This window comes from Gordonia sp. (in: high G+C Gram-positive bacteria) (assembly GCF_052106715.1).
In the GTDB taxonomy this organism is placed as follows: domain Bacteria; phylum Actinomycetota; class Actinomycetes; order Mycobacteriales; family Mycobacteriaceae; genus Gordonia.
The window spans coordinates 29,506-56,087 of the sequence record NZ_JBQEDL010000028.1 but is presented as its reverse complement, the minus strand read 5'-3'; the positions used below and the strand labels follow the sequence as shown (position 1 = coordinate 56,087).

The window sequence follows — 26,582 nt, the reverse complement described above, 5'->3', positions numbered from 1 at the left end:
CATCTGCTTCGTCAACAAGATGGACAAGCTGGGCGCGGACTTCTACTTCACCGTGCAGACGATCATCGACCGTCTCGGTGCCAAGCCGCTCGTCATGCAGATCCCGATCGGCGCCGAGGACAACTTCGACGGCGTCGTCGACCTTCTCGAGATGAAGGCCATCACCTGGCGCGGAACCGTCGCCATCGGTGCCGAGCCGACCATCGAGGAGATCCCCGCCGATCTGGTCGACAAGGCCAACGAGTGGCGCGAGAAGCTGCTCGAGACCGTCGCAGAGTCGGACGAGGCGCTTCTGGAGAAGTACTTCGGTGGCGAAGAGCTCACGATCGACGAGATCAAGGCCGCCATCCGCAAGATGACGATCAACTCCGAGATCTACCCGGTTCTGTGTGGCTCGGCGTTCAAGAACAAGGGCGTTCAGCCCATGCTCGACGCCGTCATCGACTACCTGCCGAACCCGATGGACATCGGCGAGATCTCCGGTCACGCCGTCGGCAACGAGGACGAAGTCCTCACCCGCAAGCCGTCGCGCGACGAGCCGTTCTCAGCGCTCGCGTTCAAGATCGCAGCTCACCCGTTCTTCGGCAAGCTGACCTTCGTCCGCGTGTACTCGGGCAAGGTCGCGCCGGGCACCCAGGTCCTCAATGCCACCAAGGGCAAGAAGGAGCGCATCGGCAAGCTCTTCCAGATGCATGCCAACAAGGAGAATCCGGTCGACGACGCCGTGGCCGGCCACATCTACGCGATGATCGGCCTCAAGGACACCACGACCGGTGACACCCTGTGTGATTCGAGCGCTCCGATCGTCCTCGAGTCGATGAGTTTCCCGGACCCGGTCATCGAGGTCTCGATCGAGCCCAAGACCAAGTCCGACCAGGAGAAGCTCGGCACCGCGATCCAGAAGCTCGCCGAAGAGGACCCGACGTTCACGGTGAACCTGGACGACGAGACCGGCCAGACTGTCATCGGCGGTATGGGCGAGCTCCACCTCGACATTCTCGTGGACCGGATGAAGCGTGAGTTCAAGGTCGAGGCCAACGTCGGTAAGCCGCAAGTGGCCTACCGCGAGACGATCCGTAAGACGGTTGAGAAGCACGAGTTCACCCACAAGAAGCAGACGGGTGGCTCGGGTCAGTTCGCGAAGGTCATCGTCAAGCTCGAGCCGTTGGTCGACGCCGAGGAAGAGGGCGCGACCTACGAGTTCAAGAACGCCGTCACCGGTGGTCGTGTCCCGCGCGAGTACATCCCGTCTGTGGATGCAGGCGCGCAGGATGCGATGCAGTACGGCGTGCTGGCCGGCTACCCGCTGGTCAACCTGAAGCTCACTCTCCTCGACGGTCAGTACCACGACGTCGACTCGTCGGAGATGGCCTTCAAGATCGCCGGTTCGCAGGCCCTCAAGGAGGCTGCGAAGATGGCTCAGCCTGTCATCCTGGAGCCGCTCATGGCCGTCGAGGTCACGACTCCGGAGGACTACATGGGCGACGTCATCGGCGACCTGAACTCCCGCCGTGGTCAGATCCAGGCCATGGAGGAGCGCAGCGGTGCTCGAGTCGTGAAGGCTCAGGTTCCGCTGTCGGAGATGTTCGGCTACATCGGCGACCTTCGGTCGAAGACTCAGGGCCGAGCAAACTACTCCATGGTCTTCGACTCGTACGCTGAAGTTCCGGCGAACGTGTCGAAGGAGATCATCGCGAAGGCGACGGGCGAGTAGTACTCGTCCGTAGTCTTGGCGGAAACCATTGGCGGACCACCCCAGCGTGGACAAACCAATACCCCGGTCGGCGGCTCCCGTCGCCGATCGGGGACCATGTAATAAGCCTCCCGGTAGCGTTGCTGAATAGTTTCGATACGGGGAACCCATACCGCCGACCGGGAACCACCCGGTGGCGCAGAGAAGTCCAGGAGGACATCAAGTGGCGAAGGCGAAGTTCGAGCGGACCAAGCCGCACGTGAACATCGGCACCATCGGTCACGTCGACCACGGCAAGACCACCACCACGGCGGCCATCACCAAGGTGCTGGCCGACCAGTACCCGGAACTGAACGAGAGCTTCGCTTTCGATCAGATCGACAAGGCGCCTGAGGAGAAGGCTCGTGGTATCACGATCAACATCTCCCACGTCGAGTACCAGACGGAGAAGCGTCACTACGCTCACGTCGACGCTCCGGGCCACGCCGACTACATCAAGAACATGATCACGGGCGCTGCCCAGATGGACGGCGCGATCCTGGTCGTGGCCGCCACCGACGGCCCGATGCCGCAGACCCGCGAGCACGTCCTCCTGGCCCGCCAGGTCGGCGTTCCCTACATCCTCGTCGCACTGAATAAGGCAGACATGGTCGACGACGACGAGATCATGGAGCTCGTCGAGATGGAGGTCCGCGAACTGCTGGCCGACCAGGACTTCGACGAGGACGCACCGGTCATTCCGATCTCGGCACTCAAGGCGCTCGAGGGCGACGAGAAGTGGGTCAAGTCGGTTCAGGATCTGATGGCTGCTGTCGACGAGTCGATCCCGGACCCCGTCCGTGAGACCGCCAAGCCGTTCCTGATGCCCGTTGAGGACGTCTTCACGATCACCGGTCGTGGCACCGTCGTCACCGGTCGTGTCGAGCGCGGTGAGATCAACGTCAACGCTGACGTCGAGATCGTCGGCATCCGCGAGAAGAGCACCAAGACCACCGTCACCGGTATCGAGATGTTCCACAAGCTGCTCGACTCGGCTCAGGCGGGCGACAACGCCGGTCTCCTGCTCCGCGGCCTCAAGCGTGAGGACGTCGAGCGTGGCCAGGTCGTCGTGCAGCCGGGCACCACGACTCCGCACACGGAGTTCGAGGGCCAGGCGTACATCCTGTCGAAGGACGAGGGTGGCCGTCACACCCCGTTCTTCAACAACTACCGCCCGCAGTTCTACTTCCGCACCACGGACGTGACCGGCGTCGTGACCCTCCCCGAGGGCACCGAGATGGTCATGCCGGGCGACAACACCGAGATGAGCGTCAAGCTCATCCAGCCGGTCGCCATGGACGAGGGCCTGCGTTACGCGATCCGCGAGGGTGGCCGCACCGTCGGTGCCGGTCGCGTCACGAAGATCATCAAGTGATCGAGTGACCAGCTGATCTCGTAACGAGTTCACCAAAGAGTCCCGCTCCGATTCGTCGGAGCGGGACTCTTTCGTTGTCGCCGGCCGAAGAGCGCCCGGCCGGGCTCGACCGCCGACTGGGCCCAGTTTGAAACTATGCATATGATTGATATTATCTGAGTCACCGATCAAGGGGCGCGCAACGACGCCGAGACTCGCGATACGACTGTGGAGGACACTATGGGACGGTTCGACGGCAAGAAGGCACTCATCACCGGTGGTGCTCGCGGCCAAGGGCGTTCGCATGCTCTGCGGCTGGCACGTGAAGGTGCCGACGTCGCGATCCTCGACATTGCGGCGCAAGTCGATTCGGTCGTGTACCCGACGTCTACGCTGGAAGACCTGGCGTCGACTGAGCGCGAACTCACCGATCTCGGCGCCCAGGTACTGGCGATCCAGTGCGATGTCCGTGACCAGGAGGCAGTCGAGGCGGCCGTGGCCCGCGTCGAAGCCGAGTTCGGCGGCATCGATATCGTCCTCGCGAACGCGGGCGTGATGGCGAGCTATGGCGAGAAGAAGCACGAGATGGCGGCGTGGGACGACTCGGTCGCGATCATGCTCAACGGCGTCTACTACACGCTTCGGGCGGTGACCCCGGGTCTGATCGAGCGCGATCGCGGCGGTGCCATCGTCATCACCGGCTCGACGTCGAGCTTCATCGGCGTCGCGTACAAGCAGGAGATGCTCAACCCAGGGCAGATGGGCTACGGAGCGGCGAAGAGCGGTGTGCTGTCGTTGATGCGGAACTTCGCGATGGTGCTGGGGCAGCACGGCGTCCGAGTCAACACCGTCATCCCGGCGGGGGTGTCGACCACGATGATCAAGAACGAGTTCTTCGAGAAGGACCTGTCCGACGATGCGCCCGGCGGGTGGATGGCGAATGTGATGGGGCACGGCCCGGTGGAGCCGGAGGAGATCACCAACGCCGTCACCTGGCTCTGTTCGGACGAGGCGCGCTTCGTCACCGGACAGTCGCTCGCCGTCGACATGGGCACCATGCTGCTCTGACGCCCTCGGACAGCTGAGAGTCTGCGGCGCACCCGAACCGGCAGGATCGGTTCAGCGGAGGGAAGCTAGGCTGGAGGCCATGCCTTCCTCCCGTCGAGTGTCCCCGCGCGGCGGTCTGTCGTCGTCGATTCAGATCTCCGGGCCGCTCGACTCGTCGAAGGTCCCGGTGGTCCTCGTGCACGGAATGGGCGGCGATCGCACGACGTGGCGGCCCCTGGCGAGTAGCCTTCGCAAGGCCGGCCGGACGGTGGTCAGCTTCGACCTGCGGGGCCACGGCCGTACCGGCCCAGCGGACTCGTACCGACTCGACGACTTCCGGGACGATCTCGCGAGGGTGATCGACGAAGTCGGTGCCGAACTGGTCGATCTGGTCGGGCACTCATTGGGTGCCCACACTGCCTTACGGTATGCAATCTCCGCACCGGATCGGGCACGGCGGATCGTGCTCGAAGAGATTCCTCCCATGCCGCGAGACGACACCGATCTCGCCGACGAGGTGACGCCCTCGGCGACTCTGGGTGAGCGCATTCGAGGGATCGGCGCCGTCGTCGCCAACCCCGCGCCCTTCCTTCGGTTCGATCGTGCGCTGGGCGAACCGGTGCTGTCGGCGTTCGCCGTCGCCGAGCCCACGTGGTGGTGCAGTCTGCAGAAGGTCACCGCGCCCACCCTGGTGATCTCCGGCGGGCGACGCAGCTTCCTGCCGTCGAAGCACCTGCGGGATCTGGCGTATGCGTTGCCGGCCGGCGACTTCCTGACGATTGACGCCGGACACAGCGTCCACCGTGATCGTGGTGACGAGTTCGCGGACGCCGTTCTCGCCCATCTGTCGTGACCATCACTGGCCTGGCGCCGCGTTCCGTGTGAAGATCGAGCGATGAACTCGCTGATCGTCGTCGCTTCGAAGTCGCACGGGAACACGCTCCGGATCGCCGAGGCGATGGCCGAGCCACTGGAGGCGACCGTGGTCGCACCAGATGACGTGTCCGACTCCGAGATCGATGCCGCCGATCTCGTCGGCTGGGGCTCGGGCATCTACTGGATGTCGTTCGCTCCGGGGCTGACGGCGCGGATCGAAACTCTCGCACCGCGTGATCGAGGCCGAGCCTTCGTCTTCTCGACGAGCGGATTGCCCGAGACGCCGTTGCGTCGGTACTCCCGCACGCTCTCGCGCTCGCTGAGCGACCGTGGGTTCGAGGTCGTCGACTCGGTTTTCAGTTGCCGAGGTCTCGACACGATGGGGCCGCTCGCATTGGTGGGCGGAGTGAACAAAGACGCGCCGACGACGAACGATCTAGCTGCCGCGCAGGCCTATGCGCGTCGGATCGCCACGTCCTGATCTGCTCGCACTCGCTCGGTCGGTTGCGGCGCGGTACTTCGCACATGCAAGAGTGTCGTTATGACGAACGCTGATTACGACGCCGTCGACCGTGTACTCGCCGGGCGGTACAGCTGCCGCGGGTTCCGTACCGATCAGGTGCCAGCCGAGACGTTGCGCGCATTGTTCGGGAGTGCTCAACGCACGGCATCGTGGTGCAATTCGCAGGCGTGGCAGGTCACGCTCGTCAGCGGTGCCGACGCCGCGGACTTCGGCGCGAAGCTCACCGAATGGGTCACGGCGGGCAACCCCGCGGTGATGGATATCGATCCGCCCAGCCGATACGAGGGCGTCTATCAGGATCGCCGGCGCGGCGCGGGTTTCGCTCTCTATAACGCGGTCGGCCTCGCCCGGGACGCTAAGGAAGGCCGGCCGCGGCAGATGGTGGAGAACTTCCGGTGCTTCGGCGCACCGCACGTCGCGGTGATCTCATCGCCGAAGGCGCTGGGAGCGTACGGGGCCGTCGACTGCGGCGCCTACGTGTCGTCGCTGTTGACCATTGCACAGAGCCTCGGGCTCGCGACGATCGCCCAAGCGGCGATCGCGATGCACTCGGACTTCGTCCACGATTACCTCGACATCCCCGACGACCGGAACATCGTCTGCGCGGTCTCCATCGGCTACGCAGACGAGGGGCACCCGGCGAACGGCTTCCGCACCGAACGTGCCGACCTGGCCGACGTCGTGGTCGGCTTGCCTTGATGTGCTGGTCTAAGCGGGACGTTCTGGCCTAAGCGGGGCGCAGGCTCTGCTCGCGTGGGGGAGTCGGTGTGTTGTAGAGCGTGCGCGGGTCGACGCCGGTCCGCTCCCACGCTTCGTAAGCCCACGGAACGTACAGCGCCTTGAGCGGCAGTCTGTTGATCAGCGGGTTGATCTTTCGCATGAACGCGGCGAAACGATCGAAGTTCCGTTGGTCGCGCTCGCTCCAATCGAGGTCGCAGACATCGCGCATCTGCTGCGGCAACGTTCCGACGACGACTGTTCTCAGTGCTGCATTCATGGGTACTGACACGATGCGCCACAACGGTTTCGGCATCCATTTCGGTCCGGGGACGCCCTTACGGAGGTAGCCGGTCGCATAGACGATGGTCCGAGTCGGGACGAATCGATCGAGCATCGACTCCCAGTACGCGCAGAACTCGTCGTATGTCTGCGGCTGGCTGCGGGCCGAGACGCCGTACAGCTGGTACCAGACCTTGCTCTCCTCGAAGATCTGAACCTTCTCCTCGTAGGACAGTCTGCGAATGAATGTGTCAGTGATGTACAGGACTTGGTCGACGAACGTGGCGTGCGCCCAGTAGAACAACTCCGGATTGAGTGCGTGGTAGCGCGATCCGTCGCTGATGGTGCCTTTGATGCCGCGGTGGAAGTCGCGGACCCGGTGCCCCCACTGGTGCGGTCGGTCGGAGTACACCGTTCGCATGATCGGCGGTCCGGATCTCTTTGCGCGGCCGAGGAAGTCGCTGAAGATGACCGAATGGTCCTCGACGCCCTGGGCGAGTTGCTCGATGCAGTTCTCGGTGCCCGCCAGGCGTTGGAATCCTAGGAGCCCCCGGGTGTCGCCGTAGAACTTCCAGACCAGTGAGTCGGCTCCGAGTCGGAGGTCGAGTGAATCGATGTCGACGTCGTCGCCGTCCACGACGGCGGGCTCCGCCTCGCGGACCTGTGCGTCGAAGTCTGCAGTAGAGGTCATGCCGACAGCGTAACGCGACTTTGGAACAAAATGAATAGATTGTGCCAAAACATGGTCTGTGACCCGAAGTCGCAGGCCGTCCGGGTCGTCAACCGATCACGCGCACCGGTGATCCCACTACGCTGGCGGCATGGTGTTCTCGCAGCCCTCCGGTAAGAACAAGCAGTCACCGTTCGGCACGTCCGACGACCGGCGCAACCCGAAGACGACGTTCCGGCTCAAACCGAAGGACGCCCCGCCGCCGTCTATGCCGACGGTAGACGACCTGATCGCCGCATCTCGGGTGGTGTCGCTGCCGATGCGGACCGCGTTCCGCGGCATCACGGTGCGCGAGGCGATGATCTTCTCCGGTCCGGCGGGGTGGGGCGAGTTCGCTCCGTTCACCGAGTACGACGATGCGGAGTCACGAGTGTGGCTCGCGGCCGGAATCGAAGCCGCGTATCTCGGTGCGCCGGAACCGTTGCGGGACGTGGTCGATGTCAACGCGACCGTGCCCGCGGTGTCCGCCGACGAGGTCGCCGAGATCATCGGAAGGTATCCGGGTGCGCGGACGGTCAAAGTGAAGGTCGCCCAGTCCGGACAAGTATTGGCAGACGACGTCGACCGCGTCGCCGCGGCGCGTGAACTCGTCCCGACCGTGCGAGTGGACGCGAACGGCGCGTGGAGCGTCGGCGAGGCGATCGAGGCCATTGCCGCGATCGGCGACGTCGAGTACGTCGAGCAGCCGTGCCGGTCTGTCGAGGAACTCGCCGAGGTCCGTCGGGCGGTGTCGGTCCCGATCGCCGCGGACGAGTCGATCCGTCGCTCCACCGACCCGATGCGAGTGGCGAAAGCCGATGCCGCCGACATCGCAGTCCTGAAGGTGGCGCCCCTCGGTGGTATGCGGTCGCTCCTGAAGGTCGCTGCCCGGTTGCCGATGGACGTCGTCGTCTCCAGCGCTCTCGACACAGCCGTCGGCATGTCCTCCGGCGTCGCCGCCGCGGCCGCGCTGCCGAACCTTCATCGCGCGTGCGGATTGGGCACCGGCGCGATGTTCACTCGCGACGTCGCGCCCTCGTTCCATGTTGAGGACGGTCGTGTGGCGCTCCGTAGTATCACGCCGATGGCGGATCTGCCGCTCGCGTCTGCCGAGCGCACTCAGTGGTGGCACGACCGATTGCGTCGATCCCATGCGTTGCTCGTCGGCGGATGAGAGTCCGTCGCGTGAAGCGAAACGAGACGAGGGGCTAGAAACAAATACGTAAATCTGTTCCAATGGAAGTGAGTGACGTCACGAAGGCGTCGCGCGACGGTTGGGAGAGAAGCGATGACGGATTTCCTCGCGCAGTCGGAGACCGACAGCGGACTGCTGCCGGTGCCGATGAGTGATCGCAATGGGGTCCTGGAAGTGATCAGCATGCGTCGCGATCCGTTCACGTTCGCCGACGAGAAGCTGCTTCGGTACGGAAACGTGTTAGGACTCAACGCACTCGGTGTGCGCATCGTGACTGCTGCCGGCCCCGAAGCTGCCAACGAGATCCTGATGAACAAGCAGAAGGCGTTCGCGAACGCGCCGGCGTGGAGCTACTTCATCGGCCCGTTCTTCAACCGCGGAGTCATGCTCCTTGACTTCGACGAGCACCGCCACCACCGACACATCCTGCAGGCGGCCTTCACACCCAAGATCCTCAAGGGCTATCTGGACGAGATGCAGCCGATGATCGCCGAGCGCATGACACGTTTCCCGACCGGTGACGTCCGCATGTTCACCGAACTCAAACAGATCACCCTCGACGTCGCCCTCGAAGTGTTCCTCGGACTCGAACTGCCCCAGGACGAAGCCGACCGCATCAACAAAGCGTTCATCGACACCGTGCGTGCAGGCGTCGCCTACGTCCGCAAGCCGGTGCCCGGTGGACGCTGGTGGAAGGGGTTGCGCGGCCGAAAGGTTCTCGAAGAGTTCTTCTACCGGCATATTCCCGCCAAGCGGGCCGCGCAGACCCCAGACCTGTTCTCGGTGCTCTGCCATGCTGAGAGCGACGACGGGCACACATTCACCGACGAGGACGTCGTCAACCACATGATCTTCGTTCTCATGGCCGCACACGACACGTCGACCATCACCATGACCCAGATGGCGTACCACCTGGCCAAGCATCCCCAGTGGCAGCAGTGCGCCCGGGAGCAGTCGCTCGAACTCGGCGACCGTCTCGCGTACGACGATCTCGCAGGCATGGACGTCATCGACCTCGTGATGCGCGAATCGCTCCGGCTGTGCCCACCGGTCCCCGCACAACCCCGCATGGCGATCAAGGACACCCAGGTCCAGGGCTTCTTCATCCCGAAAGGCACGATGGTCGTCGTGCCCCAGATGTCGAACCATCGCGACCCCGCGATCTACTCGCACCCGAGCCTGTTCGACCCCGAACGCTTCTCGCCCGAGCGTGCTGAAGACAAGGCACACCGGATGGCGTGGATGCCGTTCGGCGGCGGCGTGCACAAGTGCATCGGGCTGTACTTCGGACAGATGGAGATCAAAACCGTCATGCATCACCTGCTTCGCGATTACGAATGGACGGTGCCCGCGGACTACGAGATGCCGATGGATTACAGCGCCCTGCCGGTCCCGAGAGACAAGCTGCCCGTCCAGGTTAGGCGTCGCTGATGGCGACCGAGACCAGCCGGAAGGCACGGGTCACGTCGCCGCCGTCGGCGCAGGAGGCCGCGATCCTCGCGGCGGCAGCAGAGGAGTTCTCCGCCGTCGGCGCACGCCGTGCCAACATCGACGAGGTGGCGAGGGCTGCGGGCGTCAGTCGTTCGACGCTGTATCGCCGATTCCCGAACAAGGACAGCCTGCTGCTGTCGGTGGCCAACGACGCGTTCGAGAAGGGCTTGTCCCGGTTGGAGGAGACGGTGCGGGGCCTAGGACCGTCGGACGCCGTCGTCGCGGCGTTCACCGCGGGCGCCGAGATGGTCCACACCGATCCGCTGCTACGTCGCATGGTGCTCGAAGACGTCGAACTGCGCACCATCACCGCGACCACCATGAGCTCGCTGTTCATCGAGATGGTGACCGCGAGGGTGGCGACGACGTTGCGGCGTGCAGGCGCGCAGATGCCAGACGACGAACTGTCAGAAGCCGTCGAACTGCATGTGCGACTGGTTATCTCATTCCTTGAAGTCCCCAGCGCCGAACCCGGGCGACAGACTGTGGAGTATGCGCAGCACCTCGCTGCGACCTATCTGGCGCCGATGATCCGCTGATCTTCCGCGCTGCCGCCGGCCTCTTCGGCCCCACCTCGTACCGCCCATGAAGGAGTTCCATGTCTGTCCTCGATCGACTCTCGAGCGGGCGCGCCGACCGCCGACTCGCGAAGATCCGTACCGGAGTCTCCGGCAAAGTCGTCGCCATCACCGGTGGGGCGCGGGGTATCGGGTTCGAGATCGCCGAGCAAGTGATCGCGGCGGGCGGTCGGGTCGCACTCGGCGATATCGACGGTGACGCCGTCGGCAAGGCCGCCGCCGACCTCGGAGTGGAAGGCGTCGAACTCGACGTCACCGATGCGGCGTCGATCGACCGCTTCCTCGACGTCGTCGAAGAGCGAGTCGGGCCGGTGGACGTGCTCGTCAACAACGCGGGAATAATGCCGGTCGGGTCATTCCTCGATTACGACGAGTCGCTCATCCGCCGCACCGTCGAGATCGACTTCGTCGGCGTCATTCTCGGGACCCGCGCAGCAGCACGCCGCATGGTGACCCGCGGCGGCGGCCAGATCGTCAACATCGCCTCCGTCGCAGGCCGTCTCGCCGCGCCCGGGCTGTCGGTGTACAACGGCGCAAAGTCCGGTGTCATCGAGTTCTCCGAGACCGTGGACTTCGAACTCGCGCCGCGGGGTGTGCGTGTCTCGGCGGTCCTGCCGTCCTTCACCAACACCGCACTGGTCACCGGGCTGAAGACCAATTCCATGGTGCGCAGCGTCGACACCGACGTCGTGGGGCGCGAAGTGCTGACCACCATTGCGACGCAACGCGTGCGGGCCATGGCTCCGATGTCGCTGCGCTGGGTGGACGTCACTCCGGCGATGCCGATCGGCGTCAAGCGTTGGCTGGCCGGGGTGACCGGCACCAAGACGATGTTCGTGGACGCAGACCAGTCGGCGCGTGCCGCATACAGCAGGCGGATCGGTCAGGCGGGCAACACCGATTAGTGTTGCGCGCATGACCATCGATCGCCCGACCAGGAAGTGGAGAGCGGCGCGCAGGCTGGTGACTCAGCGCCGTCGGGAACTCGATTCGGTGCTCGACGGGGCCGGTGACTCCAGGCGCAAGCAGGGCCTCGTGATCGTGTTGACTGTGGTCGCTGTGGCGCTGGCAGGTGTCGCGGTCTGGCAGTACACGGTGGCCCCGCGCCGTTATTCGGACGCCGAGTACGTGGCCGCGGCCACCGACCGGGTGGCTCTCCTGTTGGAAGCCGACAGCGACGACCCAGGCCGCGCTGGTCGAATTCTGTCCGGGTCGACCGGCGAGTTCCACGATGCGTTCGCGCAGTCGGCCGATGCGTACACGCAGTTCGTCACGTCGGCTAAGACCCGCGGTGACGGTTCGATCGACGGGGTCGGGCTCGCCCGCCGAGACAACGACTCGGCGCTGATGCTCGTCGCCGCGAGCGTGCGCGTGGCGACCTCGACGGGGCAGGACGCCGCCGCAGGCGACTTCCGTATGCGGGTGCTGATGACCCCGGAAGACGACGAACTCAAGATCGCAGCGGTCGAGGTGCTCCAATGACGACGCGACTGGAGCAACCGATCACTCGGACGACCATCCTCGCGGCGACCGCAGCGGTGGTGCTCCTGGTGGCCGGGTTCGCGGTGTGCGTCGTCGGACTGGACCACCGATCGAACGTACGCGCCGCCGAATCGGATCGCGGTGCGGTGTCCTCTCAGGCAGGCGAGGCTCTTGCGCATGTCTTCTCGGTATCCGAGGGCACGTGGCGGCAGGACCGTCAGGAAGCGAGGACCTACCTCGCCGAGCCGATGTCGACGTCGCTGGCACCAGCTCTGGCAGTCGGCCCGCCGGACGGCGTCGTGTCGGTCTCGTGGGAAGTGCTGGACACGGCCGCCGTCGACGTCGACGGCGACTCGGCGACGGCGCTCGTCGTTGCACGAGTGCGCGTGACACCGCGCGGGAGCGCGGTCCAGACCACCGATCGGACCGTTCAGGCGAGTCTGGCCAAGGTCGACGATCGTTGGCTCCTGTCTGGGGTGGACGAACTGTGACGCCGGAGCCGATGCGGGTACGGCAGGCCCGCGCACAGTACGACCACGCAGTCCGCGACGAGCGTCTCGCCCGAATCGCTGCGGCAGCCGAACTGCGGCGACGGACGCGCCGTCGTCACGCGGCGTCCCGTCTCGCCGTCGTCGCGATGATCGTCGTCGCGGTAGTCGCGTTCGGTGTCGGTCTCTGGGGCCTGTCCGCGGACGACGTCGAGACCGCCGATGCCGTTCAGGACGCCACGTCTGCGGTCACGACGATGCTGACTCCGGATCCGGCTGACCCGCGGGGGTACGTCGACGCAATCGTCGACGGCAGCACCGGTGAACAGCGCGAACGGTTGAGCACGGGCCGAGACGCACTCACCGCCTACGTCAGCGGACTTCAGGTGCGCCCCGACGGTCGGGTGGTGTCGGCCGGAGTCGAGTCGGCCACTGGCGAGGCCGCGGACGTCATTGTCGTCGCGCAGGCGGCCGACCCGAGCCTGATCGGTGGTCGAGACGGGACGAGCCGGGTCACCGTGCGAGTGCGGATGACGCCGAGTGACGACGGGTGGCTCGTCTCGCAGACGCAGGTGATCTCATGACGCGGCGCAGGGTCTGCGGTGCGATCGGCACGTGTGCGGTGATCATCGCCGTCGTCTTCGGGATCCTGGCCGTGAACGCCCACCGGGAACCCGCGAGCCCGGACGCCGCGACTGCGCAGGCGGCGGCCTCCGCCGTCGGGAAACTGATGACGTTCGCGCCCGGCGACCCACCGGAGGGTCGCGCCGCGGTGCAGGCGTCGCTGACCGGGGCGTTGGGCGCCGACTACGCGCTCCGCGGACCCGACGTGGTCTTCCCCTCGGCGGTCGCGTCCAAGGTGACGATGACGGTCGACGTCACCGATGCCGCCACTGTCGACCACTCCGAACGGTCGGCCAGGGTGCTGGTCTTCGCCCAGCAGACCGTCATTGTCGGAGATCACACCGATTCTCCGGCTCAGGTGGGTGTCGCACGATGGGCATGGATGACTAGAGTCGAAGGTCATTGGCTGTTGGCGCGGCTCACACCCGTGTCGCCTCAGTGATATGCGTCGCTATGGAGCGATGCGTGGCGCTCGGCGCACGGACCGCGCCTGATCATCGAGACCTCGAAGGGCATATCTGTGAACGATCCCATCGTGATTGTGGGCGCAGGGCTGGGCGGTGTCCGCCTGGCTGAGAACCTGCGTAACGGCGAATACTCAGGCGACGTCGTGCTGATCGGGCAGGAGTCCCACCCGCCGTACGATCGCCCGCCGCTGTCGAAGAGTGTGGTGACCGGGGCCGACGAACGTGTCGACCTCAAACCTGCGGAGTTCTATGCGGAGCAGAACATCGATCTTCGGACCGATACTCGCGTAGTCGCGGTGGATCCGGACGGGCACACCGTGACCGTCGAACACGACGGCCAACGCAGCGACGTCGCCTTCGGGACACTCGTCCTGGCGACCGGACTCGCGGCACGGAAGTTCCCCGGCGTCGCCGACGACGTCACCGGGGTGCATGTGGTCCGCACGATCGACGATGCGCTCGCCTTGCGTGCAGCGGCCGGCTCGGCGACGCACGCAGCGGTGATCGGCGCGGGTTTCATCGGTTGTGAGGTTGCGGCGAGTCTGCACGAACTCGATGTCCCCGTGACGCTGATCGAACCGACGCCGACTCCACTGGCGACGGCGATCGGCGAGCAGGTCGGGCAGATGGTGACCCGTATGCACACGGGCGCGGGAATCGATCTGCGGACCGGCAGCGGGGTCGACGAGATCATGGTCGGTGACGACGGAGCGGTGTCCGGGGTGGTGCTCTCGGGAGGCGAGCGCGTGGACGCTGACCTCGTCGTCGTGGGCATTGGCGGCTATCCGGACCTGGACTATCTCGAGGGGTCGGGGATCGAACTCGCCCCTCGTGAGTCCGGCGGCGGCATCGCCTGCAACGGGGTGGGCCGCACGAGCGCGGCGGATGTGTACGCACTGGGCGACGCCGCGAACTGGACCGACGCGCACGGCGATCACCGTCGCGTCGAGCATTGGAACCATGTCGTCGACCATGCCGCTATCGTGGCCGCCCACCTACTCGGCCACACCATCGCCCATCAAGGCGTCCCCTACTTCTGGAGTGACCAGTTCGGCCTCAAGATCCAGATGCTCGGCGCGCCGCACCCGGACGACGAAGTCCACGTCGCCGACGAGGACGGCCTCAAGTTTCTCGCCTATTACAGCCGTGACGGCATCCTGACCGGCGTGATCGGCGCAGGCCGGGCCGGAAAGGTGATGAAGACGAGACGGTTCCTGCAGACACCGACGCCGGTGTCTGCAGTGTTGGAGGGGTGAGTGCTCGGCCCGGAGGCCTCAGCCGATGAGATCCTCGCCGTTCTCGTCGACCTCGGAGATCCGGTTCGCGCCGCGCAGTCACGGAGGTTCTTCAAGACGGGACAGGGGGAGTACGGTGCAGGCGACGAGTTCGTCGGCATCCGAGTGCCGGAACTACGTCGACTCGCCCGAACGCTCCAGGGGGCGCCCGCCGCGACGATCACCGACCTCCTCGACAGTCCGTTGCACGAAGCGCGTCATCTCGCACTGCTCACCCTGACGGCGAACTTCGACTCCCGGGGCGCCGATCAAGCCCTCTGGGTGGCGCAGTACCGCGACGCCGTCCGCGCTGGACGGGTGAACAACTGGGACCTGGTGGACTGCTCGGCTGATCCGATCCTGGGCGCGTATCTTCTGGCCCGCGGCGACTGCTCGGAGTTGTTCGAGTGGGCGGCAGAAGAAGACCTGTGGCGACGCCGTGTTGGGATCGTCGGTACGGCCGCGTTCATCAAAGCGGGGCGGGCGGACGCGATTCTCGGTGTCGCCCCATTCGTTCTCGACGATCGTCGCGACCTCATCCAGAAAGCGTTCGGATGGATGCTGCGCGAGGCAGGCAAACGCATCGACCGAACCGTTCTGACGGACTACCTGGACGGGTATGCCGCGCAGCTGGGGCGGACCGCGCTGTCGTATGCGCTCGAGCACCTGCCACCGGCGGACCGTGCGCGGTACCGCAGCATGCGGTGAATCGTCAGTCGATCGGCTTCTGCTGGGTCTCGGGCTTGCGTGCGGCTCGTCGCACGAGCAGTGCCAGCACGATCATCGGGATCTGCAGGGGAAGTCGTGCCCAGGCGATCGATTTCATCAGCGGGCTCTTGTCAACCCAGAGGCGAACCATGTTGACGTTCGCGGGGAAGACTGCGACGAACAGCATCGCGGCCAGTCCGGCCGCGGTGCGACGCGTTCGAGGGGCGAGGACCGCAGCGCCGATACCGACTTCGGCGGCGCCGGAAGCGTAGGTCCAGAGCCGCTTCGGGCCGGGGATCTCTTCCGGGACGATCGAGTCGAACGGTTCCGGCGTGAGGAAGTGCAGCACCCCGGGAAGCAGCAGCATGGCGGACAACGCGCGCACCAGACGGTCGTGAAGCATGGTTCGAGTCTAGCCGGAGGTCGTTTCGAATCCGCCCCGCCGAGCGCACTGATGCCGACAGGAGTTCGCTCAGAACTCGATGCGCAGCCTGTCCGATGTCGGGCGAGCCTGGCATCCGAGAATGTAGCCGTCCTCGATGTCCTCGGGATCGAGGGCGCCGGTGACCTCCATGTCGACGGTCCCCTCGGTGAGGGTGCAGGCACACGAGCCGCACTCACCTTCCTGGCACGAGTACGGCGCGTCTAGTCCGGCGGCCAACATGATGTCGATGAGGGTGCGCGAACGGGGCCACGACATCTCGTGGGTCTCCCCGTCGAGTTCCACCTCCACCTGCGCGGCCGCGGCCGCTTCGTCCTCGCTGACCTCACCGAGGTCGACGTCCTCGAACGGGTCGCCTTGGAGGGAATTGTAGATCTCGGTATGCACGTTGTGGTGATCGAACTTGGCCTTCGCGAGCCCGGCGTGCACCGCGTCCATGAACGGGCCGGGGCCGCAGATATACGCGGTGTGCGTCTGCGACATCGGACCGAACAGGGTCGCGAGTTTCTTCTCCGACGGCAGACCCTGGACGGACTCGAGCCAATGGACGACGGTGAGGCGCCCCGGGTGACGGTCCTGGAGTTCACGCAGTTCGGCGCCGAAGATGACGTCGTTCTCGCTGCGATTCGCGTAGAAGAACGTCACCGGCCCCGTGCCGTCGGCGAGCGCGGTCTTGAGGATCGACATGACCGGCGTGACACCCGATCCTGCGGCGATGAGCAGCATCGGTGCGTGGATGTTCGACGGCGTGAACACACCCGACGGAGGTAGCGCCTCGATCTGGGCGCCTGCCGCGAGGTTGTCGCAGATCCAGTTGGATCCGTACCCCTCGGGTGTGCGTTTGACGGTGACCTTCGGCAGATCGTCGTGTTTGGCCGCCGACGACAGCGAGTAGCAGCGGGCCACCGATCCGGTCCGCTCGCTCGGGATCCGCAGCGTCAGGAACTGGCCGGGTAGGTAATCCGCGAACTTGTCGCTGTGGACGTCGGGAACATCGAAGACGATGCTGCGCGCGTCTGCGGTCTCCTCGATCACCTCGGCGACGGTGAGGATCGCGCTGCGTGTGCTGTGCGGGGTCAGGTCGGTCATTCGTGCGCTCTCTATGAGAAGAACTAGAACGTGTTCTATTGAGAATATCAGTGGTCGTGCGGTCGGTCGACAACGGTCAGCGGCCTAGGCTGCCGACCCCGTCGACGAGTGTCTGTGATCCGGCCCACATGAGTTCGGCGAGGTCGGATCCAGGGGTCGCGAGCCACGTGTCGTAGGCGGCAAGAGCTGTTCCGAGGGTCATCCAGGCCACCGTCTGGGGAGTGTGGCCATCGGGTGCCGCACCGAGACGGTCGGCGCAGTGTTTGGCGATCACCTGTCGCCAGTCGCCGTACATCAGCATCGAATGCGCTTGGAGTGCAGGCACTGTCAGAAGCAGGGACATCCGGCGGCGGTGTTGTTCGATCATCTCGTCGGGAACTTCGTTGAATTCGACCAGAGCGTACCGCAGGCTCTCGCCGAGTGGCACGTCCTCGGGCGTCTCGGCGAGCAGGGCGCGAAGGCCGTCGAGGTGATCGCCGAACTCGCCCCACGCCAACGAGTTCTTCGACGGGTAGTAGCGAAACAGTGTGCGACGTGCGATGCCCGCGGCGGCGGCGATGTCGTCCACGCTCGTCTCGTCGAAGCCCTGTTCGGTGAACAGGCCGATCGCGATGTCGCTCAACCGGCCGCGAGTGGTGGCGGCCGGGCGGCCGCCGAGCGGTCCGGAGTGTTTCGCCGTCATGTACCACCCTTCTGATTGATCGCGTCTGTGCTGGTCGCATGCTACGTGGCAGATATTCTCGCGATTCCCTTGCGATTATGCACCCAGTGCCGTTACGGTGTGTCTCGAACCACAATTATCTACATCAGGAGGTTGGTTCACATGGCCGAGCAGGCAGCCCAGACTCACGACGATCTCGTCGCGGAGTCGCTGGTGGAGGAAGTGTCCATCGACGGGATGTGCGGCGTCTACTGATGACGACTGCAACGACCATTGCTTCCGGCGACCGTTCTGCGGTCGCCGGAAGCGAGCCGCACCCGCCGACCTCGCCCGTCTTCGATCCCGCCGCAGCGTGGACGCTCAACCCCAAGGTGGCGTTGCGCCCGGAACCGTTCGGTGCGCTTCTATACCACTTCGGAACGCGCAAGCTGTCATTCCTCAAGAACCTGACCGTCGTCGGAATCGTTCGCGATCTCGCCGAGCATCCGAGCGCCGACGCGGCGCTCGCTGCCGCGGGTGTCACCGACGACGCCCGTCCGTTGTACTCGCAGGCGCTGACCGCGCTGTGTGAGTCCGGAATGATCATCCCGCAGGCCGATCGTTCCGCAGATCAAGGAGTTAATCCGTGACCACCGTGGAATCCCCGGTCATGCCGTCGATGACCCCGCCGCTCGGCCTCGCGCCGCAGCAGCCGCCGAAGGTCGGACGCCTCGTCGACCAGTTCGAGAAGGGCCTCGACGCCCCGATCTGTTTGACGTGGGAGTTGACCTACGCGTGCAACCTGTCGTGTGTGCACTGCCTGTCGAGTTCGGGCAAGCGTGACCCGCGAGAGCTCAACACCGAGCAGTGCAAAGCGATCATCGACGAGCTGCAGCGCATGCAGGTGTTCTATGTGAACATCGGCGGCGGCGAGCCGACGGTCCGCCCCGACTTCTGGGAGCTCGTCGACTACGCGACCAGTCACCAGGTCGGCGTCAAGTTCTCCACGAACGGTCTGCGGATCACGCCGGAGATCGCCGACCGTCTCGCCGCATCTGACTACGTCGACGTCCAGATCTCGCTCGACGGAGCGACCGCGGAGGTGAACGATAACGTCCGCGGCCCCGGCTCGTTCGACATGGCCGTCCGCGCTCTCGAGAACCTCGCGAACGCCGGTTTCAAGGATGCCAAGATCAGCGTCGTCATGACCCGCGAGAACGTCTCGCAGCTCGACGATTTCAAGGCATTGGCCGACCGTTACGGGGCGACGCTGCGGATCACCCGTCTGCGTCCGTCCGGTCGTGGCGCCGACGTGTGGGACGACCTCCACCCGCTGCCCGAGCAGCAGCGCGAGTTGTACGACTGGCTCGTCGCGCACGGCGACAACGTGCTGACCGGCGACTCCTTCTTTCACCTTGCGGCGTTCTCCGAGTCGGGCGGAAGCGGTCTGCCCGGCCTCAACCTGTGCGGCGCGGGTCGCGTCGTGTGCCTGATCGATCCGATCGGCGACGTCTATGCGTGCCCGTTCGCGATCCACGAGAACTTCCTCGCGGGCAACGTCACCTCCGAAGGCGGATTCCAGGAGATCTGGCAGAACAGTGACCTGTTCACCGAACTCCGCGAGCCGCAGAACGCAGGCGCGTGCACCAAATGCCAGCACTTCGACGCGTGCCGCGGTGGCTGCATGGCGGCGAAGTTCTTCACCGGTCTGCCGCTCGCCGGCCCCGACCCTGAGTGCGTGCAGGGCTTCGGTGAGGAACTCCTCGCAGGCGACCGTTCCAAGCCGACGGCGAACAAAGATCATTCACGCGGAGTCCCGCTCACGCTGATGACTCGCCCGCCGACACGTGACTGTGACGAGAATCCCCTCGCAGGGTTCGCTCCGACCACCGCGAGTGGTTGCTCGTCCACCAACTGCTGCTGAGGTCGATCGCCTACCGCCGCCGCTGTTCGAGCTCCCCGCTGTTCGAGCTCCCCGCTGTTGATCGGGCTCCCCGCTGATCGGGCTCCCCGCTGTTGATCGAGCGGCCCCGCTGTTGATCGAGCGGCCCCGCTGTTGATCGAGCGGCCCCGCTGTTGATCGAGCGGAGTCGAGATCTCGACTCCGCTCGGTCAACGGAGGGACCTCGATCAACGGAGGGACCTCGATCAAGGGCCGCGACTCCGCCACCTTTATTTACTTACTAGGAAAGAAACTCATCCATGTCCAAGCTGTCCGAACTCGCCGAGAAGAATCCGTGGCGTCGTAACCCGTGGTTCGAGACCGTCGGCGAGGCGCAGAAGCGTGCTCGCAAGCGGCTGCCGAAGACCGTGTACTCCTCGCTGGTCGCAGGTACACAGGCCGGTATCACCGTGAACGACAACATGAATGCGTTCACCGAGTTGGGGTTCGCTCCGCACGTCATCGGCACCACGCCCGAGCGGAATCTGACGACGACGGTGATGGGTCAGGAGCTCCCGTTCCCGGTCATGATCTCGCCGACCGGTGTGCAGGCGGTCGACCCCGACGGTGAAGTCGCCGTCGCTCGGGCCGCAGCGAACCGCGGCACGGCCATGGGCCTGTCGAGCTTCGCCTCCAAGCCGGTCGAAGAGGTCACGGCCGTCAACGACAAGACGTTCTTCCAGATCTACTGGCTCGGCAGTCGCGAGGACATCCTGGCTCGTGCGATGCGCGCGAAGGAAGCTGGCTGCAAGGGCTTGATAGTCACCACCGACTGGGTGTTCAACGTCGGACGCGACTGGGGCAGTCCGGAGATCCCGGAGAAGGTCGACCTCCGCGCCGTCGCGAAACTGGCGCCGGAGATGATCACCAAGCCGAAGTACGCGCTGAGCTGGTTCCGCGACGGCAAACTCCTGGTTCCCGACTTGAGCGCCCCGAACATCGCGCACCCGGGGCAGCCCGGCCCGACGTTCTTCGATGTGTACGGGCAGTGGATGAACACGCCGCCGCCCACCTGGGAGGACCTGAAATGGCTGCGCGAGCAGTGGGGCGGCGAATTCATGGTCAAGGGCATCACGCGCATGGACGATGCCAAGCGTGCCCGTGACATCGGCGCCACCGCGATCTCAGTGTCGAACCACGGCGGCAACAATCTCGACGGCACCCCGGCCACGATCCGTGTCCTCGGGCCGATCGCCGACGAACTCGGCGGCGACCTCGACGTCCTCCTCGACGGTGGCATCCGCCGCGGCAGCGACGTGGCCAAGGCGCTCGCGCTGGGGGCGAAGGCCGTCATGATCGGCCGCGCCTATCTCTGGGGCCTCGCAGCGAACGGACAGGCGGGCGTGGAGAACGTCCTCGACCTGATGCGAATGGGTCTGGACTCCGCACTCATGGGGATCGGCAAGAACGACGTGGCTGACCTCTCGCGCGACGACCTGATCATTCCCGAGGGATTCGAGCGCGTCTTCGGTGCGTGAACGACGCTCACCGGTGTTAGGTCGACCGCCGGTCGAACCGTAGGGCCGATCACAGCGCGTCCAACTGCCGCCGCATCTCGGCGCGATACCGCGCGACATTGGCTGTCTTGACGCTCTCGTAGCCGCGGACCATGTCGGGTAGATCGGCGATCGCTGTCGCTGCGGCGACGCGCTCGGGCGACGGGTAGGTGCCGAGCGAGGCAAGGATCTCGTCGAGGGCGGCGCGATACTCGTCGATCAGTGCGCGCTCCATGCGGCGGACCTCGGCGCGGCCGAACGGGTCGAGTCGGGTCCCCCTCAGGCGCTTCATCTTCGCGAGGCAGCGCAGAGCCGGATCGGCCCAGGAGCCCAACGAGATCTTGCTCGTCATCCCCATCTCGCGGAGCATCGGCGGATGCAGTCGGACGGCGACCCTCGCGTCGTCGCCGAACTCGTCGGCGATCGTCGCAGCGAATGTGGCGTCGTCGGTGAGGCGGGCGACCTCGTACTCGTCCTTGTACGCCATCAGTTTGTACAGGTTGCGAGCCACCGCCGACGTCAGGCGGTCGCCGTGCCCCGCGTCGTGGACACGGCGAACTGTGCGCAGCCAAGTTCGTGCGTACGTCTCACTCTGATAGGCGATCAGCTCGTCGTATCGGCGCTCGAGGACGGCCGACAAGTCGTCACCGGAGCCGATGAGGCTCGACGCGGCCCGCTCGGCCGCCGCGCTCGGAGAATACTCAGGTACCGGCGTTCGGATCGACGCGATTGCGGTGACGACGTCGTCGGGGGAGACGACCGCCTGGCGTCCTCGCCGGAACGCCTGCAGGTTGGCGTCGACGGCGACCCCGTTGAGCGCGATGGCTCGCTCGATGGACTCCGCGGACAGGAGGAGCGAGCCGGTCTGAAAGGTTGCGCCCACCATGAGCATGTTCGCGTACTGCTCGTCGTCGAACAGGTCGTCGGAGAGCCGTCCCGCATTCAGGTACACCGAGCGAGCGACGTGGTCGTCGATGACCGACCGAATCGCGAACGCCTCCGGGAACTGCATCGACGTGTCGATGACCATCGATCCCGTCGGCACCTTGGTCGTCGACACGACGGCGGTGGTCTTCTCGCTCGACGCGACCTTCAGGTTGGCCGGGTCTGCTCCGACGAGCTGATCGCAAGCCAGATAGACGTCACAGTCGCCGGACGCGACTTTCGCCGCCTGTTCGAGAGGCGTCGAGGACACCTTGATGTCACTGACGACCGCGCCGCCCTTCTGTGCGAGGCCAGTCATGTCCACGGTGCGTGCGCTGAGCCCGTCCAGGGTCGCGGCTGTGGCGAGAACCTGGGACACCGTTACCACACCGGTACCACCGATGCCGGTGACGCGGATCGCGAAGTCGCTGGCGGCGGATGTGCGGGGCGGCAGCGCGATGTCGGCTGCGTCGATCGGCGCGACCTGCTCGCGTGAACGGTGCGTTCCCGGGGTGACGGTCACGAAGGCGGGGCAGTCGCCGGCCAGACACGAGAAGTCGAGGTTGCACGAACTCTGGTCGATCTGCGTCTTCCGGCCGAACTCGGTGTCTACCGGGTGCACTGACAGACAGTTCGACTTCGCGCCGCAGTCGCCGCAGCCCTCGCAGATCCGTTCGTTGATCATCACCCGCTGCTTCGGCATCGCGAACTGGCTGTTCGGTCCGTCCGCGTCTGCGTTCCCGCGACGGCGCTTGCGGCGTTTCTCGGCCGCGCAGTGCTGGTCGTGGACCAAGACGGTGACCCCGGTGATCTCGGCTAGTTCGCGCTGCACGGCGAGCATGTCGTCGCGGTGTCGGACCTCGACTCCCTTCGGCAGATCGAGAGCGCGGGTGCGCGACGGATCGTCCGAGGTGACGACGATCTTCGCGACCCGCTCGGCCTGTAGTGATGCGAGGATCTGGGGGAGACTCATCTGACCGACCGGATCCTGGCCGCCGGTCATCGCGACGGTGCCGTTGAACAACAGCTTGTACGTGATGTTCTCGCCGGACGCGACGGCCGCGCGCACCGCCAGCGAGCCGGAGTGCATGTACGTGCCGTCGCCGACGTTCTGGACGAAATGCTTCTCATCGATGAACGGAGCCATGCCCAGCCACTGCGCGCCTTCACCACCCATCTGGGTGACGCCCGCGATGTCGCCGACCTGCTCGGGCTCCATCAGCAGGACCATTGCGTGACAGCCGATCCCGGCTCCGACGATCGTGTCCGGAGTGACCTTCGTCGAGCTGTTGTGCGGACAGCCCGAACAGAAGTACGGGGTTCGCACGGCCAGCGGCAACAGGATGCGTTCGCGCGTCGCGTTCTTCCGGTCCATCCAGCGCTGCGCCGGTTCGATGCGGTGTCGGGACGCGAGGCGGGTCGCCAGGCCGTGGGAGACGGCGTCGACGTCGAGTTCGCCGAACCGGGAGAACAGGGTGGAACCGTCTTCGTTGGCCTTGCCGACGATGGCGGGCGCGTCCGTTCTGCGAAACAGGATGTCGCGAATCATGGTCTCGACGAAGTCGCGCTTCTCCTCGACGACGATCACCTCGTCGAGCCCGACGATGAAGCGGTCCAGGGTCTCTCGTTCCATCGGGTACACCATCCCGAGTTTGAGGATGCGGATCCCGAGCCGCCCGAGGTCGTCGTCGCCGATGCCGATGCGACGCAGTGATTCTCGGACATCGAGGTAAGTCTTGCCCGCGGCGACGATGCCGATCCGGTCGTCGCCGGTGGACTGCACGATCGGGTTCAGTCCGTTGAGTCGCGCGTACTCGGTGGCGCGGGGCAGTCGGGTGGTGAGCTGATTCTGTTCGAGCTCCATGAGGCTGGCGCCGAGGAGTCGGCCGGACGGGACGTGCGGGCTGGCTCCGAGGCCGCCGTACTCGACGGTGAACCGGTCGAGGTCGACGACGGCACTCGAGGCTCCGTCTGCGACGTGCGCGGAGATCTTCAATGACGTCCACAGCCCGGACACGCGGCTCATGAGTGCTGCGTGGACTCCGAAGTCGAGGATGTCGGCGCTGTCGGCAGGGTAGAGGATCGGCATGTACAGGTCTGCCAGGGCCATCTCGGACGCGCAGGGGACGGTGGAACTCTTGGCACCCGGATCGTCGCCGACGAGTGCGACTGCTCCGCCTCTCGGGTGGGTGCCGATCAGGTTCGCGTGCCGCAGTGCGTCGGTCGCGCGGTCGAGGCCGGGGGCCTTGCCGTACCAGTAGCCGACGATGCCGTCGCGGACTGCGCCCGACGCATCGGCCGACAGGGTGCCGACCTTGGCGGCGAGTTGCGATCCCATGACCGACGTCGCGCCGATCTCCTCGTTGAGTCCTGGTCGATGCGTGATGTCCCACGGGGCGAGAATTCTCGCGCGTCGAGCGATCTCGAGGTCGTAGCCCGCGAGCGGTGATCCTTCATAGCCGGAGATGAACGATCCGGTCCGCAATCGGTTGCGGCGGTCGACGGCGGCGCGGTCGCGGACCATGCGGACCAACGCCTGGATGCCGGTCAGATAGATGCTTCCCGACTCGCAAACGTAGCGGTCGTCGAGGCCCGAGGGGGTGGGAGAGCTTCCCGAATCGGAGTGCGTGCGCGCACTCTCGTCTGCGACGGTCATGGGTTCACCTGGCCTTGCGGTGTCGGCTGCGGTCGGTTCCCGGGGTGGTGGGACGTCACGGAGCGGGCGTTTACTGGCAGGCCGCGGGGGGTGTGCGACCTGCTTCTCACAGTATCGGAATCTGTGATGGACGTCACTGACGATTCGATGATCGAATGGGGGTCTGGCGGATGTGGCGTTCATCGCGTATCTTCAAGTTCAGTTAATTGTGAGTAACCGAAAGGGATGGCATGGCCTCGACTCCGCTCGACCCGCGTGGGGACTCGCTCGATCACCGGGGGCACGTCGCGCGACTTCGTGAGCGGCTGTCCGTGGCGGCTCGCGGTGGTGGGGACAAGGCTCGTGACCGGCATGTCGGTCGCGGCAAACTGTTGGTCCGCGACCGGGTCGACGCCCTCATCGATCCGGGGACCGCTTTCCTGGAGATCGCCCCGCTCGCGGCGTTCGGGATGTACGACGACAAGGCGCCGAGTGCGGGCGTCGTTGCAGGCATCGGTCGGATTCACGGGCGCGAATGCATGGTCGTCGCCAATGACGCGACTGTCTCCGGCGGAACGTACTATCCGATGACCGTCAAGAAGCATCTGCGCGCGCAGGAAATCGCCGCCGACAATCGGCTTCCGTGCATCTACCTCGTCGACTCGGGCGGCGCGATGCTCCTCAACCAGGACGAGGTGTTCCCCGACCGCGAGCACTTCGGTCGCATCTTCTACAACCAGGCGACGATGAGCGCGGCAGGCATTCCGCAGATCTCGGCGGTGCTCGGGTCGTCGACCGCGGGCGGCGCGTACGTTCCCGCGATGAGCGACGAGAACGTGATCGTTCGCAACCAGGGCACTATCTTCCTCGCAGGTCCGCCGCTGGTGAAGGCGGCGACTGGTGAGGATGTGAGCGCCGAAGACCTGGGCGGTGGGGCCATGCACAGTTCGGTCTCCGGCGTCACCGACCACCTCGTCGACAACGACGAACAAGCGCTCGCCAAGGTCCGCGACATCGTGAAGACACTCGGACCGCGTGTCCCCGCGCAATGGGAGACGTCGCCGACCGTCGCACCCCGACGCGAGCAGACCGACTTGTACGACGTCGTCCCCACCGACTCGAAGACGCCGTACGACGTGCGCGAAGTCATCGAGATCCTCGCCGACGGCGGAGAGTACTCGGAGTTCAAAGCCGACTACGGGACAACGCTCGTGACGGCGTTCGCGACGCTGCACGGGCACCCGGTCGGGTTCGTCGCCAACAACGGCGTGCTGTTCAGCGAGTCGGCACTCAAAGGCGCCCACTTCATCGAACTGTGCGACCAGCGACGAATCCCGCTGATCTTTTTGCAGAACATCACGGGCTTCATGGTCGGTCGGGAATACGAGCAAGGCGGCATCGCCAAGAGCGGCGCCAAAATGGTCAACGCCGTCGCCTCCGCGTCGGTCCCGAAGCTGACCGTGATGATCGGCGGCTCATTCGGCGCGGGCAACTACTCCATGTGCGGCCGCGCGTACTCGCCCCGTTTCCTGTGGTCGTGGCCCAATGCGCGCATCTCGGTGATGGGCGGGCCGCAGGCCGCCGACACCCTCGCCACGGTCCGGCGCGCAGGCATCGAACGATCGGGCGGCGAGTGGTCGGCCGACGACGAAGAGCTCTTCAAGGAGCCGATTCGCGCTCAGTTCGAGCGGCAGTCCGACGCCTACTATTCGACGGCCCGCCTCTGGGACGACGGCGTCATCGACCCCGCGGACACGCGCACCGTGCTCGGCCTCGCGCTCGAAGCGTGCCGACACTCGCCATTGCCTCAGCCCGGCTACGGCGTCTTCCGGATGTGATGGCCGTGCACTCGGCCACCATCGCTGTA

At 65.6% G+C, this 26,582-nt stretch carries 26 protein-coding genes; 21 read left to right on the top strand and 5 right to left on the bottom strand.

What is annotated here, in order from left to right; all coding sequences use genetic code 11:
- The 6 genes from fusA to ACTIMF_RS14190 form a co-directional block, all read left to right on the top strand.
- Positions 1-1,714, top strand: a 1,714-nt coding sequence (gene fusA, locus ACTIMF_RS14215; protein ID WP_442350947.1) for an elongation factor G, incomplete at its 5' end; no start/stop codon positions are given.
- A gap of 202 nt (positions 1,715-1,916) precedes the next feature.
- Positions 1,917-3,107, top strand: coding sequence for an elongation factor Tu (gene tuf / locus ACTIMF_RS14210; RefSeq protein WP_442350946.1), 1,191 nt, complete (start codon positions 1,917-1,919; stop codon positions 3,105-3,107).
- Positions 3,108-3,326: 219 nt separating this feature from the next.
- Positions 3,327-4,154 carry a mycofactocin-coupled SDR family oxidoreductase gene (locus ACTIMF_RS14205; protein WP_442350945.1) on the top strand — a complete coding sequence of 276 codons (828 nt, stop codon included), beginning with the start codon at positions 3,327-3,329 and terminating at the stop codon, positions 4,152-4,154.
- A gap of 79 nt (positions 4,155-4,233) precedes the next feature.
- Positions 4,234-4,986 (top strand): alpha/beta fold hydrolase, encoded by a 753-nt coding sequence (locus ACTIMF_RS14200; protein WP_442350944.1) that lies wholly within the window; start codon positions 4,234-4,236, stop codon positions 4,984-4,986.
- Positions 4,987-5,028: 42 nt separating this feature from the next.
- Positions 5,029-5,490 carry a flavodoxin gene (locus ACTIMF_RS14195; RefSeq protein ID WP_442350943.1) on the top strand — a complete coding sequence of 154 codons (462 nt, stop codon included), beginning with the start codon at positions 5,029-5,031 and terminating at the stop codon, positions 5,488-5,490.
- 60 nt (positions 5,491-5,550) lie between these two features.
- On the top strand, positions 5,551-6,231 hold the full coding sequence (locus ACTIMF_RS14190) for a nitroreductase (protein ID WP_442350942.1): 681 nt from the start codon (positions 5,551-5,553) through the stop codon (positions 6,229-6,231).
- Between the two features lie 28 nt (positions 6,232-6,259).
- Here ACTIMF_RS14190 and ACTIMF_RS14185 read toward each other — a convergent pair whose 3' ends face one another.
- Positions 6,260-7,222, bottom strand: a complete 963-nt coding sequence (locus ACTIMF_RS14185; protein WP_442350941.1) for an oxygenase MpaB family protein — start codon at positions 7,220-7,222, stop codon at positions 6,260-6,262.
- Positions 7,223-7,352: 130 nt separating this feature from the next.
- Here ACTIMF_RS14185 and ACTIMF_RS14180 point away from each other — a divergent pair, with 130 nt between their 5' ends.
- From ACTIMF_RS14180 to ACTIMF_RS14135, 10 genes are all read left to right on the top strand, one after another.
- Positions 7,353-8,414 carry an o-succinylbenzoate synthase gene (locus ACTIMF_RS14180; RefSeq protein WP_442350940.1) on the top strand — a complete coding sequence of 354 codons (1,062 nt, stop codon included), beginning with the start codon at positions 7,353-7,355 and terminating at the stop codon, positions 8,412-8,414.
- Between the two features lie 114 nt (positions 8,415-8,528).
- The gene (locus ACTIMF_RS14175) at positions 8,529-9,866 is read left to right on the top strand and encodes a cytochrome P450 (protein ID WP_442350939.1); all 1,338 of its coding nucleotides are present in this window, start codon (positions 8,529-8,531) and stop codon (positions 9,864-9,866) included.
- Positions 9,866-10,465 (top strand): TetR/AcrR family transcriptional regulator, encoded by a 600-nt coding sequence (locus tag ACTIMF_RS14170; RefSeq protein ID WP_442350938.1) that lies wholly within the window; start codon positions 9,866-9,868, stop codon positions 10,463-10,465. The genes ACTIMF_RS14175 and ACTIMF_RS14170 overlap by 1 nt, the downstream gene beginning before the upstream one ends.
- A 59-nt stretch (positions 10,466-10,524) precedes the next feature.
- Positions 10,525-11,409, top strand: a complete 885-nt coding sequence (locus ACTIMF_RS14165; protein ID WP_442350937.1) for an SDR family NAD(P)-dependent oxidoreductase — start codon at positions 10,525-10,527, stop codon at positions 11,407-11,409.
- Between the two features lie 10 nt (positions 11,410-11,419).
- Positions 11,420-11,986 (top strand): hypothetical protein, encoded by a 567-nt coding sequence (locus tag ACTIMF_RS14160; protein ID WP_442350936.1) that lies wholly within the window; start codon positions 11,420-11,422, stop codon positions 11,984-11,986.
- Positions 11,983-12,477 (top strand): hypothetical protein, encoded by a 495-nt coding sequence (locus ACTIMF_RS14155; protein ID WP_442350935.1) that lies wholly within the window; start codon positions 11,983-11,985, stop codon positions 12,475-12,477. The genes ACTIMF_RS14160 and ACTIMF_RS14155 overlap by 4 nt, the downstream gene beginning before the upstream one ends.
- Positions 12,474-13,058 carry a hypothetical protein gene (locus ACTIMF_RS14150; protein ID WP_442350934.1) on the top strand — a complete coding sequence of 195 codons (585 nt, stop codon included), beginning with the start codon at positions 12,474-12,476 and terminating at the stop codon, positions 13,056-13,058. The genes ACTIMF_RS14155 and ACTIMF_RS14150 overlap by 4 nt, the downstream gene beginning before the upstream one ends.
- Positions 13,055-13,540 (top strand): hypothetical protein, encoded by a 486-nt coding sequence (locus ACTIMF_RS14145; RefSeq protein WP_442350933.1) that lies wholly within the window; start codon positions 13,055-13,057, stop codon positions 13,538-13,540. Before ACTIMF_RS14150 ends, ACTIMF_RS14145 begins: the two co-directional genes overlap by 4 nt.
- 78 nt (positions 13,541-13,618) lie before the next feature.
- Positions 13,619-14,821: an NAD(P)/FAD-dependent oxidoreductase gene (locus ACTIMF_RS14140; RefSeq protein ID WP_442350932.1), complete on the top strand. Its 1,203-nt coding sequence runs from the start codon at positions 13,619-13,621 to the stop codon at positions 14,819-14,821.
- Positions 14,822-15,547, top strand: a complete 726-nt coding sequence (locus tag ACTIMF_RS14135) for a DNA alkylation repair protein (RefSeq protein ID WP_442350931.1) — start codon at positions 14,822-14,824, stop codon at positions 15,545-15,547.
- A 4-nt stretch (positions 15,548-15,551) separates the two neighbouring features.
- Here ACTIMF_RS14135 and ACTIMF_RS14130 read toward each other — a convergent pair whose 3' ends face one another.
- From ACTIMF_RS14130 to mftR, 3 genes are all read right to left on the bottom strand, one after another.
- Complete coding sequence (locus tag ACTIMF_RS14130; protein ID WP_442350930.1) at positions 15,552-15,950, bottom strand: DoxX family protein; 399 nt, start codon at positions 15,948-15,950, stop codon at positions 15,552-15,554.
- Between the two features lie 69 nt (positions 15,951-16,019).
- Positions 16,020-17,078, bottom strand: coding sequence for a 2Fe-2S iron-sulfur cluster-binding protein (locus tag ACTIMF_RS14125; RefSeq protein ID WP_442350929.1), 1,059 nt, complete (start codon positions 17,076-17,078; stop codon positions 16,020-16,022).
- A gap of 76 nt (positions 17,079-17,154) precedes the next feature.
- On the bottom strand, positions 17,155-17,760 hold the full coding sequence (gene mftR / locus ACTIMF_RS14120) for a mycofactocin system transcriptional regulator (protein WP_442350928.1): 606 nt from the start codon (positions 17,758-17,760) through the stop codon (positions 17,155-17,157).
- A 141-nt stretch (positions 17,761-17,901) separates the two neighbouring features.
- Here mftR and mftA point away from each other — a divergent pair, with 141 nt between their 5' ends.
- From mftA to mftD, 4 genes are all read left to right on the top strand, one after another.
- Complete coding sequence (gene mftA, locus ACTIMF_RS14115) at positions 17,902-17,994, top strand: mycofactocin precursor MftA (RefSeq protein WP_442350927.1); 93 nt, start codon at positions 17,902-17,904, stop codon at positions 17,992-17,994.
- On the top strand, positions 17,994-18,368 hold the full coding sequence (gene mftB, locus ACTIMF_RS14110; protein ID WP_442350926.1) for a mycofactocin biosynthesis chaperone MftB: 375 nt from the start codon (positions 17,994-17,996) through the stop codon (positions 18,366-18,368). Before mftA ends, mftB begins: the two co-directional genes overlap by 1 nt.
- A 20-nt stretch (positions 18,369-18,388) precedes the next feature.
- Positions 18,389-19,642, top strand: coding sequence for a mycofactocin radical SAM maturase (mftC, locus tag ACTIMF_RS14105; protein ID WP_442350949.1), 1,254 nt, complete (start codon positions 18,389-18,391; stop codon positions 19,640-19,642).
- Positions 19,643-19,920: 278 nt separating this feature from the next.
- Complete coding sequence (gene mftD / locus ACTIMF_RS14100; RefSeq protein WP_442350925.1) at positions 19,921-21,138, top strand: pre-mycofactocin synthase MftD; 1,218 nt, start codon at positions 19,921-19,923, stop codon at positions 21,136-21,138.
- 49 nt (positions 21,139-21,187) lie between these two features.
- On the opposite strand, the gene ACTIMF_RS14095 is transcribed toward mftD, so the two are convergent.
- A complete protein-coding gene (locus ACTIMF_RS14095) occupies positions 21,188-24,736 on the bottom strand; it encodes an indolepyruvate ferredoxin oxidoreductase family protein (RefSeq protein ID WP_442350924.1) in 3,549 nt (1,182 codons plus the stop codon).
- A gap of 230 nt (positions 24,737-24,966) precedes the next feature.
- Here ACTIMF_RS14095 and ACTIMF_RS14090 point away from each other — a divergent pair, with 230 nt between their 5' ends.
- Complete coding sequence (locus ACTIMF_RS14090; RefSeq protein WP_442350923.1) at positions 24,967-26,553, top strand: carboxyl transferase domain-containing protein; 1,587 nt, start codon at positions 24,967-24,969, stop codon at positions 26,551-26,553.
- The last annotated feature ends 29 nt before the right edge of the window (positions 26,554-26,582 follow it).